This is a genomic window from Vibrio chemaguriensis, from assembly GCF_012275705.1.
Taxonomy (GTDB): domain Bacteria; phylum Pseudomonadota; class Gammaproteobacteria; order Enterobacterales; family Vibrionaceae; genus Vibrio; species Vibrio diabolicus.
In genome coordinates this window covers 226,391-248,660 of sequence record NZ_SHOE01000003.1, presented here as the reverse complement: position 1 = coordinate 248,660, position 22,270 = coordinate 226,391, and the positions used below count along the sequence as shown (strand labels likewise).

Annotated in this window: 19 protein-coding genes; 11 read left to right on the top strand and 8 right to left on the bottom strand. The window is 45.6% G+C overall.

Annotated elements, in window-relative coordinates:
• The first annotated feature begins 51 nt into the window (after positions 1-51).
• From EX191_RS05180 to EX191_RS05160, 5 genes are all read left to right on the top strand, one after another.
• Positions 52-786, top strand: coding sequence for an amino acid ABC transporter ATP-binding protein (locus EX191_RS05180; protein WP_193447281.1), 735 nt, complete (start codon positions 52-54; stop codon positions 784-786).
• Positions 786-1,583, top strand: coding sequence for an amino acid ABC transporter permease (locus tag EX191_RS05175; protein ID WP_046876071.1), 798 nt, complete (start codon positions 786-788; stop codon positions 1,581-1,583). The genes EX191_RS05180 and EX191_RS05175 overlap by 1 nt, the downstream gene beginning before the upstream one ends.
• Positions 1,584-1,592: 9 nt before the next feature.
• Positions 1,593-2,411 (top strand): transporter substrate-binding domain-containing protein, encoded by an 819-nt coding sequence (locus EX191_RS05170; protein ID WP_193447280.1) that lies wholly within the window; start codon positions 1,593-1,595, stop codon positions 2,409-2,411.
• A gap of 81 nt (positions 2,412-2,492) precedes the next feature.
• A complete protein-coding gene (locus EX191_RS05165; protein WP_193447279.1) occupies positions 2,493-3,413 on the top strand; it encodes an amino acid ABC transporter permease in 921 nt (306 codons plus the stop codon).
• A 92-nt stretch (positions 3,414-3,505) separates the two neighbouring features.
• On the top strand, positions 3,506-4,324 hold the full coding sequence (locus EX191_RS05160; protein ID WP_005397994.1) for an EAL domain-containing protein: 819 nt from the start codon (positions 3,506-3,508) through the stop codon (positions 4,322-4,324).
• A gap of 103 nt (positions 4,325-4,427) precedes the next feature.
• Here EX191_RS05160 and EX191_RS05155 read toward each other — a convergent pair whose 3' ends face one another.
• Positions 4,428-4,961 (bottom strand): RNA-binding S4 domain-containing protein, encoded by a 534-nt coding sequence (locus EX191_RS05155; protein WP_193447278.1) that lies wholly within the window; start codon positions 4,959-4,961, stop codon positions 4,428-4,430.
• A gap of 226 nt (positions 4,962-5,187) precedes the next feature.
• On the opposite strand from EX191_RS05155, the gene EX191_RS05150 reads away from it, so the two are divergent.
• The gene (locus tag EX191_RS05150) at positions 5,188-6,141 is read left to right on the top strand and encodes an endonuclease/exonuclease/phosphatase family protein (RefSeq protein WP_193447277.1); all 954 of its coding nucleotides are present in this window, start codon (positions 5,188-5,190) and stop codon (positions 6,139-6,141) included.
• A gap of 9 nt (positions 6,142-6,150) precedes the next feature.
• Here the strand turns inward: EX191_RS05150 and cra are convergent, their stop codons facing one another.
• A complete protein-coding gene (cra, locus tag EX191_RS05145) occupies positions 6,151-7,131 on the bottom strand; it encodes a catabolite repressor/activator (protein ID WP_005397989.1) in 981 nt (326 codons plus the stop codon).
• A gap of 374 nt (positions 7,132-7,505) precedes the next feature.
• On the opposite strand from cra, the gene fruB reads away from it, so the two are divergent.
• Genes fruB through fruA form a run of 3 tightly spaced genes read left to right on the top strand, consistent with a single transcriptional unit; the run spans position 7,506 to position 11,378 of the window.
• A complete protein-coding gene (fruB, locus tag EX191_RS05140; protein WP_193447276.1) occupies positions 7,506-8,639 on the top strand; it encodes a fused PTS fructose transporter subunit IIA/HPr protein in 1,134 nt (377 codons plus the stop codon).
• A gap of 9 nt (positions 8,640-8,648) precedes the next feature.
• Positions 8,649-9,620, top strand: a complete 972-nt coding sequence (pfkB, locus tag EX191_RS05135) for a 1-phosphofructokinase (RefSeq protein WP_046876064.1) — start codon at positions 8,649-8,651, stop codon at positions 9,618-9,620.
• 18 nt (positions 9,621-9,638) lie between these two features.
• Complete coding sequence (gene fruA, locus EX191_RS05130; protein WP_193447275.1) at positions 9,639-11,378, top strand: PTS fructose transporter subunit IIBC; 1,740 nt, start codon at positions 9,639-9,641, stop codon at positions 11,376-11,378.
• A gap of 82 nt (positions 11,379-11,460) precedes the next feature.
• Here fruA and EX191_RS05125 read toward each other — a convergent pair whose 3' ends face one another.
• The 4 genes from EX191_RS05125 to EX191_RS05110 form a co-directional block, all read right to left on the bottom strand.
• Positions 11,461-12,174, bottom strand: coding sequence for a hypothetical protein (locus tag EX191_RS05125; RefSeq protein WP_193447307.1), 714 nt, complete (start codon positions 12,172-12,174; stop codon positions 11,461-11,463).
• Positions 12,175-12,349: 175 nt separating this feature from the next.
• Positions 12,350-15,409 carry an efflux RND transporter permease subunit gene (locus EX191_RS05120; RefSeq protein WP_193447274.1) on the bottom strand — a complete coding sequence of 1,020 codons (3,060 nt, stop codon included), beginning with the start codon at positions 15,407-15,409 and terminating at the stop codon, positions 12,350-12,352.
• Positions 15,409-16,470, bottom strand: coding sequence for an efflux RND transporter periplasmic adaptor subunit (locus EX191_RS05115; protein WP_193447273.1), 1,062 nt, complete (start codon positions 16,468-16,470; stop codon positions 15,409-15,411). The genes EX191_RS05120 and EX191_RS05115 overlap by 1 nt, the downstream gene beginning before the upstream one ends.
• Positions 16,470-17,543, bottom strand: a complete 1,074-nt coding sequence (locus tag EX191_RS05110) for an efflux RND transporter periplasmic adaptor subunit (RefSeq protein WP_193447272.1) — start codon at positions 17,541-17,543, stop codon at positions 16,470-16,472. Before EX191_RS05110 ends, EX191_RS05115 begins: the two co-directional genes overlap by 1 nt.
• 161 nt (positions 17,544-17,704) lie before the next feature.
• Here EX191_RS05110 and vdeR point away from each other — a divergent pair, with 161 nt between their 5' ends.
• The gene (gene vdeR, locus EX191_RS05105; RefSeq protein WP_006742273.1) at positions 17,705-18,433 is read left to right on the top strand and encodes an efflux transporter transcriptional repressor VdeR; all 729 of its coding nucleotides are present in this window, start codon (positions 17,705-17,707) and stop codon (positions 18,431-18,433) included.
• A 132-nt stretch (positions 18,434-18,565) separates the two neighbouring features.
• Here the strand turns inward: vdeR and gcvT are convergent, their stop codons facing one another.
• Together gcvT and EX191_RS05095 are read right to left on the bottom strand one after the other, a co-directional pair.
• The gene (gene gcvT / locus EX191_RS05100; protein WP_193447271.1) at positions 18,566-19,684 is read right to left on the bottom strand and encodes a glycine cleavage system aminomethyltransferase GcvT; all 1,119 of its coding nucleotides are present in this window, start codon (positions 19,682-19,684) and stop codon (positions 18,566-18,568) included.
• A gap of 260 nt (positions 19,685-19,944) precedes the next feature.
• Positions 19,945-20,568, bottom strand: a complete 624-nt coding sequence (locus EX191_RS05095; protein WP_005395176.1) for a helix-turn-helix domain-containing protein — start codon at positions 20,566-20,568, stop codon at positions 19,945-19,947.
• A 377-nt stretch (positions 20,569-20,945) separates the two neighbouring features.
• Between EX191_RS05095 and EX191_RS05090 the strand changes: the two genes are divergently transcribed.
• Positions 20,946-22,241 (top strand): serine hydroxymethyltransferase, encoded by a 1,296-nt coding sequence (locus EX191_RS05090; protein WP_046876057.1) that lies wholly within the window; start codon positions 20,946-20,948, stop codon positions 22,239-22,241.
• The last annotated feature ends 29 nt before the right edge of the window (positions 22,242-22,270 follow it).

Sequence of the window (22,270 nt, the reverse complement as noted above, 5' to 3'; positions counted from 1 at the left end):
GCGCACAACTTGCTATTGTAGAAGGATATTTTTCCTTTATAGCGTGCCCCTTTGAAAGAGAACACTCCTGTTGTTGAATTTAGCAACGTAAACAAGTGGTATGGCGATTACCACGCTCTAAAAGATATCAACTTCTCCGTGCATTCTGGCGAGATCGTCGTGGTGTGTGGCCCTTCTGGTTCAGGAAAATCAACGCTCATTCGTTGCATCAACCATCTTGAATCGATTCAAGAAGGCCAACTTCATGTATTCGACCAGCCTTCTCACGCAAAATCTCTCAAGCCCGGTAAAATCGGCATGGTGTTCCAGCACTTCCACCTTTTTCCTCATTTGACTGTACTGGAAAACCTCACCTTAGCGCCGATTCGCACACTCAAATTGTCAAAACAAAAAGCTGAAAAACGCGCACGACATTACCTAAAGCGAGTCAACATTGAAGAGCAAGCGAGTAAATACCCTATCCAGCTTTCTGGCGGTCAGCAGCAACGCGTCGCGATCGCCCGCTCCTTATGCATGGAACCGGACTTACTCCTCTTTGACGAACCAACTTCGGCACTTGATCCGGAAATGATCAATGAAGTGTTGGATGTCATGGTTGAGCTGGCACAAAGCGGAATGACGATGATTTGCGTCACGCACGAAATGGGATTTGCCAAAAAAGTAGCGAACCGCGTGGTATTTATGGATGAAGGCCAAATCGTGGAAATGAACTCACCGATCGCCTTATTTGAAACACCACAGCATCCACGAACCCAAGCATTTTTGAACCAAATTTTAAGTTACTGATGATAGTTCGCGTAATCAAACCTGTGCTTCAAGCTTTACTACAAATGACGCTCCTCTTCATCGCGATTGTGTGGGTGTTAGACTCTGGTGCCGATGCTATGGGCTATCAATGGCAATGGGAACGCGTACCTGATTACATCGCTTTTTATGAAGATGGCGAATGGTGGCCCGCCGAACTTATCGATGGGCTATTGGTCACGCTTAACATCTCGGCCATTAGTCTATTCTTCACCTTAGTGTTGGGGTTGGTCACCGCATTACTAAGGCTTAGCGATTCGAAAGTCGGCAATGTTATTGGCACCACTTATGTCGAGGTAATACGTAACACGCCGTTGTTGGTGCAAATCTATTTGCTCTACTTCGTGTTTGGCCCCGTGATTGGTTTGGACCGATTCAGCACCGCCGTTTTGGCTTTATCCCTTTTCCAAGGTGCTTACACTGCAGAAATACTCCGTGCAGGTTTAAACAGTATTCCTAAAGGGCAATTCGAAGCAGCACAAACTCTCGGGCTGTCGCCGTTTTACACCTACAAAGACGTGATTTTGCCTCAGGTTTTACAGCGCACATTACCGCCATTAACCAATGAAGTGGTTTCTTTGATCAAAAACTCTTCCATTGTAAGCGTGATGGCGATTTTTGATTTAACAACACAGGCACGCAACATCGTCTCTGAGACGGCGATGCCGTTTGAAATTTGGTTTACCGTGGCAGCAATTTATCTTGCTCTCACTCTATCACTTTCTGGCTTGTCTGCATGGCTAGAACACAAACTCGGAGCCAGTTGGCGCAAATTATAAGGAGATAACATGAAGTTATTCAAAGCGACCATTACTGCATTATTAGGGCTAGCCATCGCTATGCCTACAATCGCGAAAGAAGATGTTGCCACACCCAATGTAGATCAAATCAAAGAACGAGGCACTTTGCGCGTTGGTATGTCAACATTTGTCCCTTGGGCAATGCGCAACAAGCAAGGTGAGTTAATCGGTTTTGAAATCGATGTTGCCAAACGCTTAGCAGAAGATTCAGGTTTGAAAGTGGAATTTGTACCGACCGCGTGGGATGGCATTATTCCCGCACTACTGGCGAAAAAGTTCGACGTGATCATCGGTGGCATGTCGGTCACGCCCGAGCGTTCCAAAAGCGTGTTGTTTACTGAACCCTATTCACACTCCGGTGTTCAAGTAGCAGCAAATAAAGAGCTGGCTTCTGGTTTTAGCGAATTTTCGGATTTTGACTCACGACGCGTAAAAATTGCGGCTCGCCGCGGCGCATTCACCGTTCAAGTCGCCAGAGAAACCTTCCCGAAAGCGAAGATTCTGCAATTTGATGACGATGCGCAAGCGTTCCAAGAGGTGCTGAATGGTAACGCCCACGCGGTCATTGCTTCTAGCCCAAAACCAGAACATGAGACAGTGAAACACAGCGACAAGCTATTCCTTCCATTCTCTGAGCGACTATCAAAAGGTAACGAAGCCTTTGCTGTTCGCTTGGGGGAAGAAGATAAAAAAGCCTTTTTCAATAAATGGATTGAAGCAAGAACCCAAGATGGATGGTTAAAACAGCGTTATGAATACTGGTTCTCGACATTAGATTGGCAAGATCAAGTCGCGCGAGGCCAGTAATCTAAATGGCTCGTGGTCTTCGCGAGCCTATACTTTCCAATCATCCATTTTACTTTTTCATCATCTATCGGAGTCAAATTTTTGGGCGAACAAACCACCACTCGCACAGTACCCACTAATTCCAACACAGGTTCCTTTCTATCGCGGTTAAACACGCTAGATTGGGTACTGCTTATTATCTGTGGTATTGGTGGCGTTTGGCTGTACCATCGCTCCACTGTTGGTGTACATTATTTGTGGCAGTGGAAAGAGGCGTTTGAACTACTTTTTACGCCCAGAGCCGATGGTGGTTTGCCCTACTTCCTCCAAGGTTTGATTTCGACGTTAAGGCTCAGTATTTGGGGCATCAGCTTCGCGTTAGTGCTTGGAACGTTGCTAGGCTTAGCGCGCTTCTCTCGCTCCGTTTGGTTGCGCACACCTGCTAATGCGTTTATCCAATTGGTGAGAAACATTCCGCCGCTGGTGTTTGTTTTCATCTTCTACTTTTTCATTTCCAACCAATTGATCCCATTACTCGGTTTGGAAGATATTCTACGAAACTATAACAGCGAACCAAATGCGCTACAGAGCTTTCTTTTTGGGCCTTATAACCTTTGGGAAAATCTTGCCTCTGGCGTGTTATGCGTCGGCCTACTCTCTTCTGCCTACGTTGCAGAAGTGGTGCGTGCAGGTTTACAAAGTATCGACCAAGGACAGTGGGAAGCGGCAGATTCATTGGGCTTGTCTCGATGGGTGAAGTACCGATTCGTTATCGCGCCACAGGTGCTCAAAGTCATCACCCCAGCACTTGCAGGTCAAACCATCTCTCTAGTGAAAGACACCTCCATCGTTTCACTGATCTCGATACAAGAAATGACGTTTGTTGGGACCGAAATGGCAAATTCATCAGGCTATATCTTTGAAATTTGGCTCATTGTCGGCATTGCTTACTTTTTGATTTGTTTTGGGTTGTCACTTATTTTTCGCCACATTGAAGCAAAATCGGAATCCATTTCAAATTAACTCAACTGTATATGTAATTAGACACATTTGAATCTTCAAATCAGAATTGCATCCTGTTACATTGAAAAGATGCTAAATTTTCGGCGTTTTTCATGGAGTTAAAGAATCAATCGGACTACGAGCGATACATTAAGCAAGATAATCTTGGTGAATATTACGTAGTTCTCAATCAATTCACTTTTCACAGTGTTTATCAGCCGATTTTTGATAAGCACCAGCGTATTATTGGAATGGAAGCTCTACTGCGAATTCGTGGCATTGATGGTTCGTTAATTCGTCCTGATGTATTTCTGGCCAACAATGGCCTCGATCCCTACTTTCGATTGTGTGTTGAGTTTTTATCCAGAGCAATGCACATTCGAAATTTTGCACGCTGTTTCGCAGGAACGCCTATCAAACTGTTTCTCAATGTCATGCCTCAAACCCTACTCACCCTAACCAAAGACATGGGCTTTAAAGACAACGGCCTGCTTTACAAGCGCCTTTCCGACCTTGGTATGAGCCCATCAGACGTGGTGTTTGAAGTAGTCGAAGAGTCCTGCGGTGATACTGATTTACTGATCAAAGCCGTGCAGTTAATGAGAGCGAATGGCTTTATCTTTGCTATCGATGATTTTGGCGCTCAACATTCTGATATCGCACGTGTTCAGCAGCTCTGCCCTGACATCATAAAAATCGATCGCTCTTATCTACTTGATTACTGCGCCGGAGAAACCTTTTCCATACATAGCGCCGTTGAGCTCGCGGCTCATATGGGAGCAAAAGTGATCATAGAAGGGGTAGAAGAAGACGTGCAGCTGCAAGCGATGTATCAACTTGATTTGGATTATTACCAAGGCTTTTACTTAGGTAAGCCTTGCGCCATTCATCACTGGACCGATAGCCTAAACATTGAAACGACAGTGCATTGACACTGCCCCCTTACGGTACAGTAAAACCAAAAAAGCGCCGATATATACTCGGCGCTTTTGGGTTTTGCTTGGCGATGACATGCCTAGCTAGGTATTAATTTGCTTAGAAAAAGTCAATAGAGTTACGTCCGCTCTTCGGATCACGAGTCGATTGCGGCTTTTCAGCTTTCTTACCTTTCTTCGCCGATTGCGACAGCGCGTTTTGTTGTGCTTTCCGCTCTTTATGCGCTGCTTTTCGGCCTGTTGACTTAGGTCCAGAGCCTTTAGCTGGCTTGCTTTGGCGAGATTTCTCTTTACGTGCAGATTGCGCTTCTTTCTTCGCTTTCTTTTCCGCTTTTTGCTCTGCCGTTTCAGGTTCAGTTACTGGCGCATCGCAAACCACAACATAATATTCTTGGTTAAACTCAAAAAAGTCACCATCATACATCTTGCGGCGCTTACGTGTTTCTAGCTCACCATTCACCGCGACGTAACCTTCTTCGATGATATGCTTTGCTTCGCCGCCACCGCTGACCAAGTTCGCGATTTTAAAAAGCTTGTACAGTTCGATCGGATGCGCATCAACGTCGATGCCAATCGCTTCGATCTCAATCTCTTCGCCTTCTAAATACTCTTCGTGGTCGTAATCTTGGGTCATGTTACTTACTCTTACTATTTGATGCCCTGAAGTTTAAACGCAATGCTTAAAAATAGAAACCTCTGCCGATGCTCAATCACTGATTAGCCTTGGCATTTGAGCACCTCTTAACCCATTTAACTTGCTGCTCGTTAGCTTGTATGTCGAGGCTTGGTTCAAACGAAGCTGCAATTACGCAGTCTGAAGGTATATACTCTCCAAGTTATTGTTGAAAAGAGCGAATACTTTGTCTCAACCAAGCAGAATTACCTTTGTCACGGCTAACTTGTTTAATTTTGTCGCACCTCCTGATGCCTACTATGATTTCGAAAACATCTACTCGTTAGAGCAATGGCAAGACAAACTTGCTTGGACGCAACGTCAAGTTGAAAAACTCGAAGCTGACGTGATTGGCTTACAAGAGGTGTTCAGTATTGAGCAAACTCGCGCATTCTTTTCAACCTTCGGCTACCCCTACTTTGCGACCGTTGACACCCCACATGTAGATGATGAGTACATTTACTCAAGCCCTGTTGTGGCAATCGCATCTCGATTTCCAATCGAAAAAGTACAAGCGGTAGAATTTGACTTAGCAACGCTTGAGCCTTTTGGAGTGAATGTTGCTCCAGAGTTCAGTCGCAAACCTATCTATGCGCAAGTGATACATCCTGTACTCGGCCATATCGCCGTTTACGTAACGCACTTAAAATCTCAACGCCCAGCCGACTCAGAACAACCAGAAACCTCTAGCACGATTATTGGGCGCTGGTTATCCACCCAGCAAAGAGGTTGGGAAGCTGCGATGTTAAGAGACGCGATGCAAAAAAGGTATAGAAAGGAGCCAATGCCAACGGTGTTAATGGGTGATATGAATCAACCTATCACTCCAACCAGTGTTAATAGCGCATTGGTATCTAATACTGGTGACAGCGTCACTGAATTGCAACTCAAAGATGGATGGTCATTACAAAGTGACGCTCTGAAGGATGAACGCCCCGCTACGCATTATCATTTTTCCACTGGGAATGTGCTCGACTATATCTTGCTCTCTCAAGAGTTTGACACCTTATCAGATATATCGGTTGCCGAGGTTGTTGACTATCAGGTGTCTAACCAACATCTGATCAACCCGATTTATGACAGAGATAAAAACGCCAGCGACCACGCATTTGTGGCGCTGACGGCTGAAGTAAAGCTTTGAGCAACCTATTTAGTGGCGTTTTACAATTTTACGTGGAATCAATTCAACGCCCGGTTTATAACGTTTGGCGGAAGCGTTGAGTGCTAACTCCATTGCACTGTCCGCGATCAACTCAAATTGTTGAGGTAAAGAGTTGATTTTCACTGGCAAGAAGTCCAGCAGTCGATTATCACCAAACGTCGCTAGGCGAACTTTGCTCATGAGTTCTGGCTTTTCGAGCATCACATCCAACACACCTTCTAACAGTGTGTATGACGTTGTGACAATGGCATCTGGCAGCTCGTTCTCTGCTAGCCACCTCTCTAAGACTTTCTTGCCTTCTTCTCGAGAGAAGTGCTGCCCATAACCCACTGTTGCCGTTTTGCCACCTTGTTGAGAAGCGGATAGAAAACCGAGCTCACGCTCTTTTGATACTTGAAGGTCTTGCAATGCACCGATTAAGCCAATGGACTTTATATCCTCGGACAGTACTGACTGAGTGAGTTCAAGTGCGGCGTCAAAATCTTCGCTGATGACACAACAAAAGTGCTCATCATCCATTGGGCGGTCCAGCGCGATAACTGGCGTACCAGAATTTTGCAACTTAAGATAATACTCGTTTGCAGTGGGCATACCACTTGCCACAAACAACGCATCAATGCGACGACTGACTAACGCTTCCGCCACCTTTTGCTCTGTATCAGGATCATCATCAGAGCAGCCAATTAAAATTTGGTACCCTGCTTTACGCGAGTTTTGTTCAATCAGTTTTGCAAGACGCGCATAACTGGTGTTTTCTAAGTCTGGGATGATAAGCCCAAATGAGCGTGAATTACCTGCTCGCAAAGAAGACGCCGCATGATCTGGCTTATAATTGTATTCTTCTACAACGGCCATCACTTTCTTCTGAGTCTTCTCGCTGATGCGGTATTTCTGCGCTTTTCCGTTAATCACATAGCTTGCAGTTGTCTTAGAAACGCCTGCTAATTTGGCTATTTCATCCAGTGTCATATTCTAAACCTTATTCTGTGCGCGCGATCATATTAATACATCAGCGATCTTTCGATAAGTTGAATTATAAGCTGAACCGATTCAGTATAAAAGCTGAAAGGATTCAGCAAAACTTAAAAATTGACGTAAATCACCTGAATACACAACAAACCAATTTGTAGGCTAGGCTATAGGACAGCGCCAAAGACTCATTTGTTAACGTCAGTTTTTAAAATAGTTTTTCTGAGTCTTTTAAAAAAATTACCAATAAGCTGAATCGATTTAGCTTGAAAAATAGAATGGTTTGAGGAGTGATAAGCGCTCAGCAGAAGCAGCTTTCAACTTCTCACACAGAATACATTTTTAAATTGATACCTTAAGGCTGGAGAAGCACCATGCTTAAGCTAAATAAGAACGACATTACCCTCTCGCAATCAGCGACAGATAAGTTTGAAGCAATAAAAAGTATTGCTCATAGCCTGACTGATAAAGGCCTAGTTGAGCACGGTTACGTGGAAGGCATGCTAAACCGTGAAAACCAAAACTCTACGTTTTTGGGGAACGGTATTGCCATCCCGCACGGCACGACTGACACTCGCTCAATGGTGAAAACAACGGGTGTTGCTGTGCATCACTTCCCACAAGGTGTCGACTGGGGTGATGGCAATACTGTGTTCGTCGCTATCGGCATTGCAGCTAAATCTGATGAGCACCTTGGCATTCTTAAACAGCTAACGAAAGTGCTAGGCGCTGACGGCGTAGAAGAACGCCTACGTAATGCAAAAAATGAAGACGAGATTATTGCCCTGCTCCACGGTGATGTTCAGCTTGAAGCAGACTTTGACGCCTCTTTAATTCAACTTATGTTCCCTGCGAGCGATATGCTACAAATGAGTGCTGTTGCTGGTGGTCTTTTGAAAAACACGGGCTGTGCTGATAACGAGTTCGTCGCAGATCTCGTTACCAAAACACCAACTCACTTAGGTAATGGCCTTTGGTTAATTGGCAGTGACAAACATGTAACTCGCACAGGCGTGTCATTTGTCTCGACGGCAAACGACTGCGAATATGAAGGTCAAAAAGTGCGTGCACTTGTCGCGTTTGCGGCATGTAACAATGCTCACCAGCCTATCCTAAAAACGCTTTCTAATATCGTGTTTAACAATGAGCACGGCAAGCTTTTAGATGCATCAGTAGAACAGATTCTTGCTTTGTTTAAAGGTGAAGAAGTCACAGCCGCATCCTCAGAAGAAGGCAATACCGCTGTATTTAAAATCAAAAACTCTCATGGTTTACATGCTCGTCCGGGTGCAATGTTAGTGGCGGAAGCGAAAAAATTTGAATCCACTATTCGCGTTGCCAACCTAGACGGTGATGGCAAAACAGTAAACGCGAAGAGCCTAATGAAAGTCATTGCGCTTGGCGTTAAGCACGGTCACCAACTTCAATTTACTGCGGAAGGCCCTGATGCACCGCAAGCCTTGGAGTCTATCGGGAATGCTATCGCTTCTGGCCTTGGTGAAGGTTAAGGAGCCGATATGACGAACAAAACAAGTAAAGTTGTCACTATTACGCTCAACCCGGCATTAGATTTAACAGGTTCAGTAAATGAGCTAAACGTTGGTTCCGTGAGCCTAGTGCAGCAAAGCAATCTCCATGCTGCAGGTAAAGGTGTCAACGTAGCAAAAGTGTTGAGCGATTTAGGCGCAGATGTCACGGTTACCGGCTTTCTTGGTAAAGATAACCCTGAGCTATTCCATCAGCTTTTCAATGACATCGGCGTTAAGAATGAGTTTGTAGAAGTACAAGGTGCAACTCGTATCAACGTCAAGCTCGTTGAGGCTAATGGCAACGTTAGTGACATTAACTTCCCTGGTGTTCAAGTAACGGCTGACGAAATTGCTCGCTTTGAGGAGACGCTATTCCGTCTCGCAGAGACTCATGATTACTTTGTACTTGCAGGTAGCTTACCTGGAGGCGTAACCGCCGAACAATGTGCTGCGTGGATAAAAGCACTGCATCAACAAGGCAAAAAAGTGTTGTTCGACAGCAGTAAAGCCGCATTGAAATCAGGTATTGAGGCTCACCCATGGTTGATTAAGCCTAACGATGAAGAACTTGGTGATTTTGTTGGCGAACACCTAGAAACACCAGAACAATGCCAAGCCGCCGCGCAAACACTGAGTGACAAAGGCATCGAGAACATTGTTGTGTCGATGGGCGCTGACGGTGTGATGTGGCTAAACCAAGGCAAATGGCTTCGTGCACAACCCCCTCGAATGAATGTGGTAAGCACCGTTGGCGCAGGCGATACGCTAGTTGCTGGCTTGTGTTGGGGCCACATGCAACTGATGCCGAAAAACGATTTATTGCGCTTCGCTACAGCACTTTCTGCCTTGGCAGTTAGTCAAGTCGGCGTAGGGCTAACCAGTCAGGAAGAACTGGAGAACATCAAGCAGCAAACTGAAGTTAGCGAGCTTTACCCTATTACAAACTTAGAACAAAACTAAGGAACAGAAGGTTATCGTATGAATATTGCCATTATTACTGCCTGTCCGAGCGGTGTTGCAAATAGCATCCTTGCGGCAGGGTTACTAGAACAAGCAGCCGCAAAATTAACCTGGAATGCAAAAATCGAATGTCAATCAAGTGTGGTTGAACCTACACTGCTGACGGAAGCTGACGTTGAAAAAGCAGAAGTCATTATCATTGCGGCAAATACTAGCGTGGATACTTCTCGTTTCGTAGGGAAAAAGGTTTACCAAGCGGAAATCAGCGAAGTAGCAAAAGACGCAACTGCGTTTCTCCAGCAAGCGGTTGAAAACGCCACTTTACTTGAAAAAGCAACCACACTTGCAGCCCCTATCACTCCAGAAGCAACATCAGCAGCGAAGAAAATTGTCGCAATCACCGCTTGTCCTACTGGCGTTGCGCATACCTTTATGGCAGCAGAAGCGCTAGAAGAAGAAGGCAAACGCCGTGGCCATCAAATCAAGGTGGAAACTCGTGGTTCAGTTGGTGCGAAAAACCAACTGACAGATCAAGACATCGCAGACGCTGATCTAGTGATCATTGCTGCAGATATCGAAGTGCCACTTGATCGCTTCAACGGCAAAAAGATGTACCGCACGAAAACAGGCCCAGCTCTGAAGAAAACAGCCGAAGAGATGGACAAAGCATTCGAGCAAGCCACGATTTACCAACATTCAGGTTCTGCAAATTCTGCTTCGGCAGCAGACGAGAAGAAAGGCGCTTACAAACACTTGATGACAGGGGTATCGCACATGCTGCCTGTGGTTGTCGCTGGTGGTTTGATCATCGCCCTATCGTTCGTGTTTGGCATTGAAGCATTTAAAGAAGAAGGCACGCTAGCTGCAGCATTGATGAACATTGGTGGTGGCTCTGCATTCGCATTGATGATTCCTGTGCTTGCGGGTTACATCGCGTTCTCGATTGCTGACCGTCCGGGTCTGGCTCCTGGTCTTGTTGGCGGTATGCTGGCAAGCTCAACGGGTGCTGGTTTCCTAGGTGGTATCGCAGCTGGCTTCATTGCCGGTTATGCAGCGAAGCTCCTTGCGGACAAAGTAAAACTCCCACAATCGATGGAAGCGCTTAAACCAATTCTGATCATTCCATTTGTAGCAACACTGTTCACTGGCCTTGTGATGATATACATCGTAGGTGGCCCAGTTTCAGGCATCATGAACGGCCTGACTGACTTCCTAAACAACATGGGATCTGACAGTGCAGTTCTGCTAGGTATTATCCTTGGTGCGATGATGTGTTTCGACCTAGGTGGCCCAGTAAACAAAGCCGCTTACGCATTTGGCGTCGGTCTATTGGCTTCGCAAACTTACGCGCCAATGGCAGCAATCATGGCTGCTGGTATGGTTCCTGCGCTAGGTATGGGTTTAGCGACCTTCATTGCGAAGAACAAATTTGAACAAAATGAACGTGAGGCTGGTAAAGCATCATTTGTATTGGGCCTGTGTTTCATCTCTGAAGGCGCAATTCCATTTGCCGCCAAAGATCCAATGCGTGTGATTCCATCTTGTATGGCAGGTGGCGCGCTTACTGGTGCCCTATCCATGCTGTTCGGTGCAAAATTAATGGCACCACACGGCGGTCTGTTCGTACTGTTAATCCCTAACGCAATTTCACCAGTGTTAATGTACTTAGTGGCTATCGCAGCTGGTACAGCAGTAACTGGCTTTACTTACGCTTTCTTAAAAAGCAAAGCAGAAGCCAAACAAGAAGTCGCGGCATAAACAGAATTACACCGCTTAACAATGCCACCCTCGAATTTGGCATTCAGCACCTCCCTTTAATTCCGGTTAAGGGAGGTGTTTTTTATTCCGCAGCCGGAACGGCAACAATGTCTACTTGCCCACTGTTCATATCCACCGTCGCTTTATAAGTACTATGCGGATCACCGTAATGTTTAAAGGTGAAGTGGTATACATTGGCCGGCGTCCACAAAGTTTTCGAATCTGCGGGCATAATGTCATAGCCATCTTGCTGATAAAGCTCTGTCGCCATTACATTCGCAATTGCCGCCTGCTGGCTTGAGTCACGATCCACCTTTGGCTCCAAAGAAGGGTTACTCGGGTAAGATTCACCATTGTAACTCATGAGTCGATATGAGCCATTGCTCCAAACGATGAAATCTTGCCAGCCATTGCTGTAACTATCTGCAAGTACAATAGGCGTGCGAGTTACAGACATTCGATTGATAACGTTCCCCTCATTATCAAACATATAAGCTGCACAACCACCGCTGCCACAGAAATAACGGTCTTGTAGCAATACAATGTGTTCTGCATCACCATCGCTGTTTAAGTCGGCGCTACCTGATAGATAACGTAGATTGTCTTGTTCGAGTGAAAGCCCTTCAGGCGCTAAAACCTTGTTATCAATCCAGTTGGAGATGACTTCAGTGCTAACGCTGTTGACTTTAGGAATGGCTTGCTTAGCCTCTTCTGTAGTCATACTGTCTGTCGTAGTACAGCCAACCAAGGTGAAAGAACCGACGAAGAAGAGTCCGTGTAATACGCGCTTGTTCATGTTATCTCGCTCTTTGATGTATCGTTCCATCAGTATACGCATGATTTGTATTGCATTCGTAAGAAAATCATTAGAATCAAGTAAATGAATGGGTTGGTGTACATTGGTAAGATCAAAAAAGCCCTGAAGAAGACCTTCAGGGCTAGGCAGGAAGCTGGCAAATAGCCAGGAGTCCCTATGCAGTGGTCGGTTTTACCCTAAACAGAATCGCAAACATCACTGGCACTACAATCAGTGTCAGTACTGTAGCAAAACCAAGACCTGCCATAATCGTTATTGCCATCGATCCAAAGAAGGCATCGAAGACGAGTGGAATCATCCCCAAGATGGTCGTCAGAGCAGCCATACTTACCGGACGAACACGACTGATCGCACTATCGACAATCGCGAGGTAAGGCTCTTTCCCTGATTCCAACTCAAGGTTAATTTGATCAAGCAACACAATACCGTTTTTCAAAATCATCCCACTTAGGCTCAGCAAACCAAGGAATGCTGTAAAGCTGAACGGCATATTCGTGGTGAGCAAACCAAAGGCAACACCAATGATCGCCAACGGCACGGTGAACCAAATGACCAACGGCTTTTTAATTGAGTTAAACAGCAAAATAGTAATGATGAACATCAACAAGTAACCCATCGGCAACGAACCAAACAGACCTTCTTGCGCATCTTTCGATGATTCATACTCACCACCCCATGTGATTTCGTAACCTTCTGGAATATGCAGTGCCATCACTTTAGGCTGCACACGCGCAAACAAGCTTGCCGCCGTGTCGTCGCTCAACACATCGTGGTCAGCGAGCACAGTTAACGTGCGCTTGCGGTCACGACGCTGAATTAGCGGCTCGCTCCAATCCAATTTAACGCCATCAATCACTTGGTCGACCGGAATATACGTTTGCAGTGATGGGCTCCAAATGGTCACGTTTTGTAGTGATTCAAAGTCCACGCGTTCTTCTTCAGGAAGGCGCGTCATAATTGGCAAAGTGTGTGTACCATCACGTAAGTAACCCAACGTGCTACCACCAAACGCCATTTGCAGTGTGCTTGAAAGATCTTCTTTCGAAATGCCCAAGCGACGAGCTTTAGACTCATTGAAAACAGGCACAAGCTCCTTAGTACGCTCTCGCCAATCGTGACGAATGTTTCGGGCACCAGGGGCGGTATGAAGGATGTCTTCAACTTGCACCGCTAAATCACGTAAAACTTGTGGATCGGGACCAGTAATACGCGCTTCGATCTTAGACGCTGGTGAAGGGCCAAATTCCATCAATTTAAATTGAAATGTCGGTGCATCAAACGTCTTCGCAAGGTTAGCGTCTAACTTGTGCAACAAACCGAACATGCTCTCACGATCAGTGGCGCGAACTTGGAACTGGGCGTACGCTTCGTAACTTTTCTCTGGCTGATACGTAAGAGCAAAACGCTGCAAACCCTGCCCAATTGAAGCAGAAACAAAGTCAATATCGTCTTGCTGACGAATGTAGCTTTCCACTTCTTCGGCTTTTTTGATCGTTTCGCGGATATCCGTACCTTCTGGCATCCACATATCAACGTAAAACATCGGCGTGTTCGATGGTGGGAAGAACTGCTGTTTTACATTACCAAATGCCACGACAGCACCCACTAATAGCGCGACCATGCCAGCAACCGTTAGCCAACGGAATCGCAGTGCGAATTTCAGCGATGCGCCAAATACAACAAACAGCCAACCTTTGTAGGGATCTTCTTCGTTAGTATCTTGGCCCTTGTCCTCTTCTTTCAGCAATAGATCTGCGAGGAATGGCGTCAGCGTAATAGCGGTAATCCAGCTCAAAAATAGTGAGAAACACAGCACCCAGAATAGAGAGCCCATGAACTCACCCGTTGCATCTTGCGACAAACCGATAGGTGCAAAAGCCGTAATCGCAATGATGGTTGCGCCAAGCAAAGGCCACTGTGTTTGCTTTACAATATCGACGGCCGCTTGAACTTTAGTGCGCCCTTTTTTTAGGCCAACCAAGATGCCTTCCACGACCACAATCGCGTTATCAACCAGCATACCCAGAGCAATAATTAACGCGCCAAGAGAAATACGGTGCAGCTCGATATTGTTGTAGTTCATCAAGATGAAGGTACCGAACACCGTCAATAACAGCACGACGCCAATGATGACACCACTGCGTAAGCCCATCGTAAACAGCAGAACGATGATAACGATCGCCACTGCCTCTGCTAGGCTAATTACGAACGCTTTAACGGACTCATCCACTTCATTGGCTTGGTTGTAAAAGTAGTTCATATCGATGCCAGCAGGCTTGATAGACTCAAGGCTCGCAAGCTCCGCATCCAAACGTTCGCCAACCTCAACCACGTTCACACCTGACGCAAACGAGATACCGATATTAATCGCTTTTTGACCGTTAAAGAGTACGACGTTGCTTGGCTTCTCTTGGATACCACGAGAAATCGTTGCTACGTCTTTTAGACGAATTAGGTTCCCAGTGTCACGACCATGAATGATCAAGTTTTCTAGCGCTTCTACGGTGTTTAAGGTACCACTTGGACGAATGACAAGGCTTTCGCCATTGACCATCACTTCCCCTGCTGAAACCACATTATTTTGTTGGTTCAACAAGCTCGCAACCACATTCATGTCTAAGTTCAGCGCGGCAAGGCGGTCAAGAGAGATCTCAACAAACAGCATTTCTTGCTGATCGCCCGTGATATCCACCTTTCCTACGCCATCAACCAGCTCGATTTCACGAGTCAGGTAATCAGCATAGCGTTTTAGCTCGACATAATCGTAGTCTTCGCCAGTGAGCATCAGCATCACGCCATAAACGTCACCGAAATCATCAATGATCTGCAAAGATTGTACGCCCTGAGGCAAAGTTGGTCGCAAGTCATTAATTTTACGGCGCATTTCATCCCAAATTTGCGGCAGTTCATCAGGACCATAGTCCATTTCCATACTGACCGTGATTTGAGACATACCATCAGAAGACGTAGAGGTAATTTTGTCTATGTAAGGGAGTTTTCGAATCTCTTTTTCTAAAGGATACGTCAGCTCTTCTTCAACCTCTTTCGACGTCGCGCCAGGGTATGTTGAAATGATCATGGCATCTTTAATCGTAAATGCCGGGTCTTCTAGTCGTCCAAGCTCCAAAAACGACGTTAGACCACCAACAGCAAGGATAATAATGAACAACCAGCTGATGACTTTATTTTTTATTGAGTACTCAGCAATGTTCATTATTGTTTATTCTCCACAACATCCACATGTTTACCTTCACGTAATTTACGTAGGTTTGAATTAATCAGAACGTCGCCTTGCTTAACTCCTGACGACACAATGGCTCCGTTGCCATTCACTTGGGAAATCATCACAGGCACCCGAGTGACAACGTCACCCTCTTTTTTCCATACAAAGAACTCATTCTCTTCGCTGCCCGCTTGAAGCGCCGTTACTGGAATACTGTAACCATCGATGGAGGTAATCCCCGCCTTAACCATATCGACCAGAACACTGACGCTGGTTCCCGGTAGAATCTCTGCTTTTGGCTGTGGCATCGTCAAATACATTTCGTAAGTTTGAGTTTCGGAGTTAGGCTCACTTGTGTGCTCTAAATAGTCCAAAGCAAATGTGTCATTAATGCCGGAGAAAGTTGCTCTAGGTTTGTAGCTCATGTTGTCTGAATTTGGGTCCACCATAGCGAGAACATTGTCGGAAAGCTCAATACGCACGTACACCAAATCGTTTTGGTATAGGTTCAAAACCGGCTCCCCAACTGCCACACGTTCAAAACGCTCTTTGAAAACGTCAGACACTTTACCGGCAAACGGGGCGAATAAACGGGTGTAGTTCAATTGATTGGTGGCGTTATAGAAATTAGCCTCTGCCAACTCTTTATTAGCCGTTAGCTCATCAAGCTCGGCTTTTGAGATCATCTGACGAGCGTGTAGGTCTTCGCCGCGTTTGAGCTGACGAATCGCCAGTGTATATTGCGCTTCTGCGTCATTTACGGCTTGCTTTTCTTTGCTGTCATCCAGCTTTGCGATCATTTGGCCTTGCTTAACAACGTCGCCCGCTTTCACCAACACGTGTTGAATTTCTCCCGCGCGACGAAATGCCATAGGTGTTTGCTCTGCTGGTACAACTATTCCTTTAAAAGCTCGATATTGGCTTTGTACCGGCGCATCCACAGAGATAGTCGACACAAAAAGTGGCTGATCGACAACAGCTTGGTTTTCATTTTTGCAACCCGTTAAAACTGCAAGCGCAATTGCAGAGATCGTAAATAGAGATCGTTTCATTAAATGCCTCCCTCACGAACCCAAGCTTTCACGACTTGTCCTTCGACCAGTCGTTCAACGCCAGCAACAACAACGTAATCATTGTTATCAAGCCCTGCTTTCACACCTCCAGAGGCATCAAGAGACACCGTGACTTTATTAACTTGCTGTGTGTTTCTGTCCATTACCCACACTTCGCCTTGCGTCTCTTTTTTGTTTACCCAAGCGGATTGAGGCAACGTCATCGCGTCCGATAGATATTGTTTAGCTATGTGTACCTGCCCTGTCATGCCTGTTAGCAAATTGCGATCTTCTGGTCGAGTGATGGTTACGATCGCCTCATAACTGTTGGTATCGACATTTGGCTGAGTCGAAATTTCTTTAAATTTTCCAGGGATACGTTTTCCTGGCTCGCTATCCATCGTCACCCACATATCGGAATTTTGCAGTGACTCAAGTGATACGGATTCCGCATAACTGACTGGCAGTGTGAAAGACACATCTAAGGTCGTGTTATCGATAAGATTCAGGATCTCTTGCTTCTCTGCGACCACTTGAAACGGGTTGACATAGGTGTATGACACGATGCCATCAAAAGGCGCGTGAATCTTGGTATAACTCAAATCTGTTTTGGCTTGTTCGTGGTTTGCCAATGCCGCTTTATATTGAGTTTCTTTCTGGTCGTACTCATCTGTACTAATCAGCTTTTTTCCATAAAGGTTTTTCGCGCGCTCCCATTGCGTTTTTGCTAACGCGAACTGGGCTTGAGAGGCGTCTAACGCAAGCTGAAGATCTTTAGGGTCTAACGTTGCAAGCACTTCACCTTTTTTTACCTCTTGGCCCATGCGAACAAGTAATTCATCGACCTCACCACCCACCTGAAAAGAAAGCTGTGCGCGATGTGTCGCATCAATACGCGCTAAAAAGGCATGCGAGTCTTCAACTTCTAGATCTTTCACCGCCAGTAATTTTACAGGTTTGATTAAAGGTTCAGACGGCTCGGAAATGGCTTTGTTACACCCAGTTAGCATGCCAGAGAGACTTAATGTCACCACAGCACCAACTAAAGTGCGCTTTAAATATTGTTTTCGCACCCGCTTTCTCCGTAGGTTTTATATATTACACAGTCGTGCAGTATATGCAGAATTTGAAATCGATCAAGATATTTTCCAAGTGGAAAGCAAATTAATTAGTCAAAGCGTCCGGTTTCTGGTAAAAGTAAGCGCGTTGATCAATATTCGGGAAAATTCGAACTATGAATGAAAGAAAGCAGGGGCGTAGAAGTGCTGAAGCCGCAGAACAAACTAAGTGTCTGATCCTTAAGGTGGCAGCAGATATGTTTTGTGAACTTGGTTACGAGCGTGTCTCACTGCGCAATATCAGTGAAAAGGCTGGTGTTTCACATAGTTTGATCCGTCACCACTTCGGCAGCAAAGAGAAGATTTGGCAAGCGGTTAGCGACGCGATGGATGAATTCATGCAGTGCTATATGGCTGAATTAATCAATGAGATGCCTGAGAACACACCTTCGAATAGAAAAATTTATCTGTTCATGGTTCGCATGCTGGCATTTGCGCTCGTTAATCCTCACCCAGTACAGATGATCGCTGATGCTATTCGCCAAGGCGATGATGGTGCCCTGCTGCAGTATTTCTTAAAGTCAAAAGATGAGTTTGCTGCGATATTTACCGGAATTTTTGAGCAGTACAACAGTGAAAACCCTAACGCCCAATTTGATCAGTGGGAATCAAAGTGGCAGATGTTGATTTTTGCACATGGTGCAATCAGTCTTACTCCGATGATGCAAGAGACATGGCCTGACATCGCTGATAATCGCGAAAAAATGCTGATCAAACATTGGGAGCTGTTCAATACGATCATGGCGTCTCAGTTTGGGATTGCAAAAGAAGACATGATTCATCCGGAAAAACTTGAAGATATCGTTATCGACATGTGTTGTACAATCGACAAAGCGGTCGGATAAGGCTGCAGAAACTACGATAACTTCCAAGCGTATAAATAAAACCGATATACATAAAAATGCCGAGCTAGAAAGCTCGGCATTTTTGCTTGTTTCTTGCCTCCGAATACGCGAAGAATGACAATAATGAGTAACCTAACCGCGGTAGTAACGTTGCGGTACAAACGGCATTTTCTCAACCGTCATTGGTAGCATTTTTCCGCGTACTTCAGCGAACAATTCGGTACCAATCGCAGCAAGATCAGCACGCACATAACCCATTGAGACAGGCTTACCTGCATTTGGACCCGCAGTGCCGCTGGTTACAACGCCAATTTTAACCCCATCAGCATCAAACAATTCCGCGCCTTCACGGACTGGTGCTTTTGTTTGGCCAACCAAACCGACACGCTTGCGCGCCACATCTTTGGTCTCGATCTGCTTAAGAATAATATCCGCACCTGGGAAACCACCTTCACGTTCACCGCCGATACGACGAACCTTTTGGATGCCCCATAACAAGCTTGCTTCTACAGGTGTAGTTGTTGTGTCTAGGTCATGACCGTATAGGCAAAGACCACACTCGAGACGAAGTGAATCACGAGCACCAAGGCCAATCCATTCAACTTCCTCTTCCGCGGTCAGTTTACGTGCGAGATCTTCTGCCTTGTCAGCAGGAACCGAGATCTCGTAACCATCTTCGCCAGTGTAGCCACTACGAGAAACAATGCATTCGGCGCCTAAAATATCGACTTTACGAATATCCATGAACAGCATGTCAGAAACTTCTGGGGCAAAACGCGCCAATACAGCTGCCGCTTTAGGGCCTTGGATCGCAAGCAGAGCACGGTCTTCAATAATTTCTAACTCAACACCAGATGGCAAATGCGATTGTAGGTGTGCAATGTCTTGTTCTTTGCATGCCGCGTTCACAACCACAAAAAGATGATCGTCTAGGTTCGCTACCATCAAGTCATCCATGATGCCGCCCTCTTCATTAGTGAAGAACGCATAACGCTGTTTACCAGACTCAAGATCCACAATATCCACTGGCACTAATGTTTCTAGGAACGCAGCTGCACCGTCACCAATTAGGCGAAGTTGTCCCATATGAGAAACATCAAACAGACCTGCCGCATCACGAGTGTGTAAGTGTTCCTTTTTTACGCCTAGAGGATACTGAACAGGCATATCGTAACCCGCGAACGGGACCATTTTGGCACCAACTTCAACGTGAAGTGCGTGTAGTGGTGTTTTCAGTAGTTCTTGAGTCATTTTCGTCTCCATTTAGATAGACCCGAGAATGCTATCGGCATTCGATGTGTTTCCAATAATAAACACGGCTCATTCTATTTTGCACGAACAAGACGTAGATCGACTTGCAAAAGTGTGACTCTTAACATTTTAATCACAACAAATCGTACAAAAAAAGCGCTTTAATGAGTGTATTCTCATCAAAAAAGCGCCTTTCCATCATAACGACCACCAGCAGCAATCGTTTGCTTTCACTATAGGAAATTTACAACTATTTATCACTATTTGGCTGTCACCCACAAAATGTGCGCATCTTCCTCGCTAACACTGGTCAACATATGTCCCATGTTCGCATCGTAATAGACGCTGTCGCCCTCGCTTAGAACCACAGGTTCGTAGAACTCAGAATAGAACATGACCTCACCAGATAAGATAAGCAGAAATTCTTCGCCATCATGACGAACCCAGTCTTTGTATTCATCAAAACTACGAGCACGAATTTGGCTCTTAAACGGCATCATTTTCTTATTGGAAAGTTGAGTAGCAAGAAGCTCATGTTCATAGGTTTGCGTTGGGTGTGGTTTGCCTTCATTCTTCTTGGTAACATCCCTACGCCCTGTAGCAACCTTTTTTCTAGGTGGCTCAAAGAGTTGCGGCATATCAATTTGTAAGCCAAGCGCCAATTTTTGCATTGCTTGAAATGTCGGAGAGATCTGCTCATTTTCTATTTTACTCAGTGTAGAACGAGCAAGCCCCGTTCGCTGACTGGCTTCTTCTAGTGTAATACCAAGTTTTGAGCGGATATCCTTGATACGCTGACCCAGCTTTAATGGCTCGATATTTTGATCATTTTGCTCTTTCGCTAACGTCATCGATGGGTACTCATCGTAAATACTTTCTGCCATAAATCCCTCTATAGATATCCTTATTTTTGTCCTACTAGCATTGTGCATGAAGCACATAGTGGATAAAAGTCCACCAAGTGAATTAAACCGTGCTCTTGTTAACAATTTTTGAAATCTTGTTTCCTATAGGAAATTTTTGGTTGATTGTTCCCGCTGCAGGCGCTATGTTACCAACTTGTTAGATGTAGAGATGCATATTTCCGTAAGAGATTGGTAAAGGAAACACGCAATCCGACGGAGTTTTTGCCCACATTTAGGGCCGGATGTTCACTCTGTTCTGCTATGCAGTTCAGCTGTTTTGAGGACAAATGAACCACAACCGCAAATCATAATTCATCTATTGCGGGTTCATTTTAAGATTTGGAAGGTCAACTACCATGAATAAGAGTTACCCTAACCACAGCTTGGAAAACTTTTTCTCTACCAACCTCTCTGCGACAGATGATGCTGTCTTTGCTGGAATTCAGGCGGAATCCGCTCGCCAAAACGAACAAATCGAACTTATCGCTTCTGAGAACATTGTTTCTAAAGCGGTAATGCAAGCTCAAGGCACATGCCTAACTAACAAATACGCTGAAGGTTATCCAGGTCGTCGTTACTACGGTGGTTGTGAGCACGTAGATACAGTGGAAGCCATTGCTATCGAACGCGCGAAAAAACTTTTTAGTTGCGAATACGCAAACGTTCAACCTCACTCAGGCGCTCAAGCAAATGGTGCGGTGAAGCTGGCTCTTCTTCAACCAGGTGACACCATTCTTGGCATGTCTTTGGACGCTGGTGGCCACCTAACGCACGGTGCACGCCCAGCACTTTCTGGTAAATGGTTTAACGCAGTTCAATACGGCGTTGATCGCGAAACACTGGAAATCAACTACGACGACGTTCGTGCACTTGCAGTAGAACACAAACCAAAGATGATCATCGCGGGCGGCAGTGCTATTCCACGCGTTATCGATTTTGCTAAGTTCCGTGAAATCGCTGACGAAGTTGGCGCAATTCTTATGGTCGATATGGCACACATTGCTGGCCTTATCGCAACAGGTGCACACCCTAGCCCATTGCCACATGCGCATGTTGTGACCACCACAACACACAAAACATTGCGTGGCCCTCGCGGCGGTATGATCCTGACTAACCACGAAGACATCATTAAGAAAATCAACTCCGCCGTATTCCCTGGCCTACAAGGCGGCCCACTAATGCACGTTATCGCAGCAAAAGCGGTTGCATTTGGAGAGGCGCTTGGCCCTGAATTTAAAACTTATATTGATTCGGTGATCAATAACGCAAAAGTCCTAGCGGAAGTATTGCAAACTCGCGGTTGCGACATCGTAACTGGTGGCACAGACACGCACCTAATGCTGGTTGACCTTCGCCCTAAAGGCTTGAAAGGCAACAAAGCAGAAGAAGCTCTAGAACGTGCTGGGATCACATGTAACAAAAATGGCATCCCATTCGATACAGAGAAGCCTATGATTACATCGGGCATCCGTTTAGGAACGCCTGCGGGTACAAGCCGCGGCTTTGGCGCTGAAGAATTCAAACTCATCGGTAATTGGATTGGTGACGTACTGGATGGTTTGGTGAACAACCCAGAAGGTGACGCAGACGTTGAAAAACGCGTTCGCAAAGAAGTAAAAGAACTTTGCAGTCGCTTCCCTCTTTACCAATAAACGATTTTTTAAAAATCACAATAATTCCT